This is a genomic window from Skermanella sp. (assembly GCF_059503625.1).
Genome location: NZ_JCACHA010000312.1, coordinates 1 through 2,877, shown reverse-complemented (window position 1 = coordinate 2,877; position 2,877 = coordinate 1). Strand labels below are relative to the sequence as shown.

The 2,877-nt window shown below is 65.3% G+C and carries 3 protein-coding genes; 1 reads left to right on the top strand and 2 read right to left on the bottom strand.

Annotation, left to right across the window (positions count from 1 at the left end; translation table 11 throughout):
* Positions 1-791: GHMP family kinase ATP-binding protein (locus AC5JJ6_RS07195; RefSeq protein WP_496041380.1), on the top strand; the 791-nt coding region annotated here is incomplete at its 5' end.
* On the opposite strand, the gene AC5JJ6_RS07190 is transcribed toward AC5JJ6_RS07195, so the two are convergent.
* Entirely contained in the window at positions 783-1,751 is a 969-nt protein-coding gene (locus tag AC5JJ6_RS07190; protein WP_496041379.1) for an NAD-dependent epimerase/dehydratase family protein, read from the bottom strand. The two genes, AC5JJ6_RS07195 and AC5JJ6_RS07190, sit on opposite strands and share 9 nt — an antisense overlap.
* Before the next feature lie 21 nt (positions 1,752-1,772).
* Complete coding sequence (locus AC5JJ6_RS07185) at positions 1,773-2,726, bottom strand: GDP-L-fucose synthase family protein (RefSeq protein ID WP_496041378.1); 954 nt, start codon at positions 2,724-2,726, stop codon at positions 1,773-1,775.
* Positions 2,727-2,877: the final 151 nt, after the last annotated feature.

The following is a 2,877-nucleotide window of genomic DNA, read 5'->3' as shown; positions in this document are numbered from 1 at the left end:
ATCATCCGGTGATACGTACCGTCCTGAAGCACCTGTCGATAGACTTCGGCATCGAGATCCACCACGACGGCGATCTGCCGGCCCGCTCCGGGCTGGGTTCCAGCTCGGCGTTCACGGTCGGCATCCTGCATGCCCTGCACGCCCTGGAGGGCCGGCTCAGAAGCAAGCAGCAGCTTGCGGACGAGGCGATCTTCGTCGAACAGAAGCTGCTGCTCGAAAGCGTCGGCGTCCAGGATCAGATCGAGACCGCCTTCGGCGGATTGAACCGGATCACCATCCGGCAGGACGGTTCATACGACGTCCAGCGCCTCATCCTCCCGACGCTCCGCATGGAGGAACTCCGTTCCCATCTCATGCTGTTCTACACGGGCGTTTCGTGCTTCGGGTCGAGCATCGCCGCCGACGTGGTCGCCTCCATGCCGAACAAGCATCAGGAGTTGACATTGATGCGGCAGATGGTCGACGAGGCCGTCGATTGTCTGGCCGGCGGCGGAGACTTGAACGGCTTCGGCCGGATGCTCCATGAATCATGGCAGTTGAAGCGCAGCCTGTCGGGCAGGATCGCACCCGCCTTCATCGACGAGATCTACCAGGCCGCCCGCGCGGCGGGCGCCGTCGGCGGCAAGCTGCTTGGAGCGGGCGGCGGCGGCTTCATGCTGTTCTTCGTGCCGCCGGAAGTTCAACAAAGCGTTCGGAGCGCGCTCGGCGATCTCCTGACGATCCCGATCGAGTTCGAGCGTAGCGGGACGAAGCTCATCTTCCACGAGCCGGACAGCGCATCGTCAGCCTGAGCGCGGGCCGAAGGCGTCCCGCCACCAGGAGATCGTCCGGCGGATACCCTCCTCCAGCGGGATCGTCGCGGTCCAGCCGAGTTCCCGGTGCGCCTTGGAGCAATCCAGGCAGAGCGCCGTCCTGATCGTCGGCTGCGACAGGTCGTAGCGGACCGTCAGGTCCCGGCCGGATGCGGCGACGATCATGGCTACCAGGTCCCTGACCGCCACCGCCCGTCCGGACCCGGCGTTGAACAGCTCGTACGGGGTCTTCTGGATGTCGACGGCGCGCTCGACGAAGTCGACCAGATCGGCGACATGGATCAGGTCGCGGGCCTCCTCGCCGCTGCCCCAGACGGTGACGACGCCGTCCGCCGCCGTCATCGCCTTGGTCACGGTCGCGCCGAAGACGTGGCTTCTTTCCAGGTCGAACTTGTCGTGCGGACCGTAGACGTTGGAATGCCGGATCACCGTATGCCGGGTGGTTCCCAGGCGGGAGAAGAACTCGCACATCTTCTCGACATAGATCTTGGTCCAGCCGATGCCGAAATAGCGGTCGTTCAAGGCTTCGGCCGGGTCCCAATCGGTTTCCGCCAGGGGAGTGTCCGACGACGGATACATCATTGTGCAGCTGAAGAAGACGAAGTGCCCCACCCCAAGGTCATGGGCGGCGCGCAGGAGGAGCGAGTTCATGACGGCGTTGTCGGTGACATGGATATGGGGCCGCGTCACGATGTCTTTCGAACCGGACGTCGTGGCGGCGGCCTGGATCACCACGTCCATGCCGTCCAGCAGACGGGAAACGGTATCGGCGTCGCGCAGGTCGCCCTGGTGCCAGACGACGCCCGGACAATCGTAGGCCGGCCGGGTGAAGCGCACGGCATGGATTTCCAGATCGCCGCGCAGGGCCAGGGCTTCGGTCAGGTTGCGCCCGATGAAGCCGGTCGCCCCGCAGACCAGGACCTTCCGTTTCGCCGTCATCCTATCGGCCGCTCCTGATAGTCATCCCCTGGCGTCCAGCGCGCCGGGATTGTCGTTCAGCCACCGGAAGGTGCTCTCGATCCCTTCCCGCAGCCCGATCCGGGCGCGCCATCCCAGTTCCGTCATCCTGGACACGTCCAGCAGCTTGCGCGGAGCGCCGTCGGGCTTGCCGGGGTCGAATACGAACCCGCCCCGGTATCCGGCCACCTCGGCGATCAGTTCGGCAAGTTCGCGGATCGAGACGTCTTCGCCGATCCCGGCGTTGACGTGCCGGGAGCCGGAGTAGCGTTTCATCAGGAAGACGCAGGCATCGGCCGCATCGTCCACATGCATGAACTCCCGCCGCGGCGAACCCGTGCCCCAAAGCTCGATACGGTCCAGCCGGTCCCGTTTGCCGGCCTGGATCTTCCGCATCAGCGCCGGCAGGACATGGCCGCTCATCAGGTCGAAGTTGTCGTTGGGACCGTACAGGTTGGTCGGCACCGTGGAAATGAAGTCGCAGCCATGCTGGCGCCGGTAATCCTGGCACATCTGGATGCCGGCGATCTTGGCGATCGAATAGGGCCGGTTGGTCGCTTCGGGCGGACCCGACAGCAGCGCGTCCTCGGCCATCGGCTGGGGCGCCAGCTTGGGATAGACGCAGGACGACCCGAGGAACAGAAGCTTCTCCACACCGACCTGATGGGCGGTGCGGATGATGTTGGCGCCGATCAGCAGGTTGTCGTAGATGAAGTCGGCCGGCAGGGAGTCGTTGGCATGGATGCCGCCGACCCTGGCCGCCGCGACGAAGACGGCGTCCGGCCGGTTCCCGGACATCCAGTCCTCGACATCGGCCTGGCGGCGCAGGTCCAGGCTCCGCCGGTCCACCGTCAGGACCGTGCAGTCCTCGCCGGCAAGGCGGCGCACGAGCGCCGAGCCCACCATGCCCGTATGGCCGGCCACCCAGACGCGCTTTCCGGTAAGATCATACAGCATGGGAACCTGCATGGGGGAAACGCATGGCGCCGCCGGTACAGCGTCGCCTCGCATCCGGCTCGAAGCACGGATGGCGGAACAGGCCCCGACCTGCGGACTAGGGCGAGTCTAGAGAGAAAGCGTTAACTTAAAATTTACACGACTTTAACCT

Bases quoted from the DNA above. Each gene is read 5' to 3' on its own strand.
- AC5JJ6_RS07190 (WP_496041379.1), bottom strand. From the start codon at position 1,751: ATGACGGCGAAACGGAAGGTCCTGGTCTGCGGGGCGACCGGCTTCATC.
- AC5JJ6_RS07185 (WP_496041378.1), bottom strand. From the start codon at position 2,726: ATGCTGTATGATCTTACCGGAAAGCGCGTCTGGGTGGCCGGCCATACG.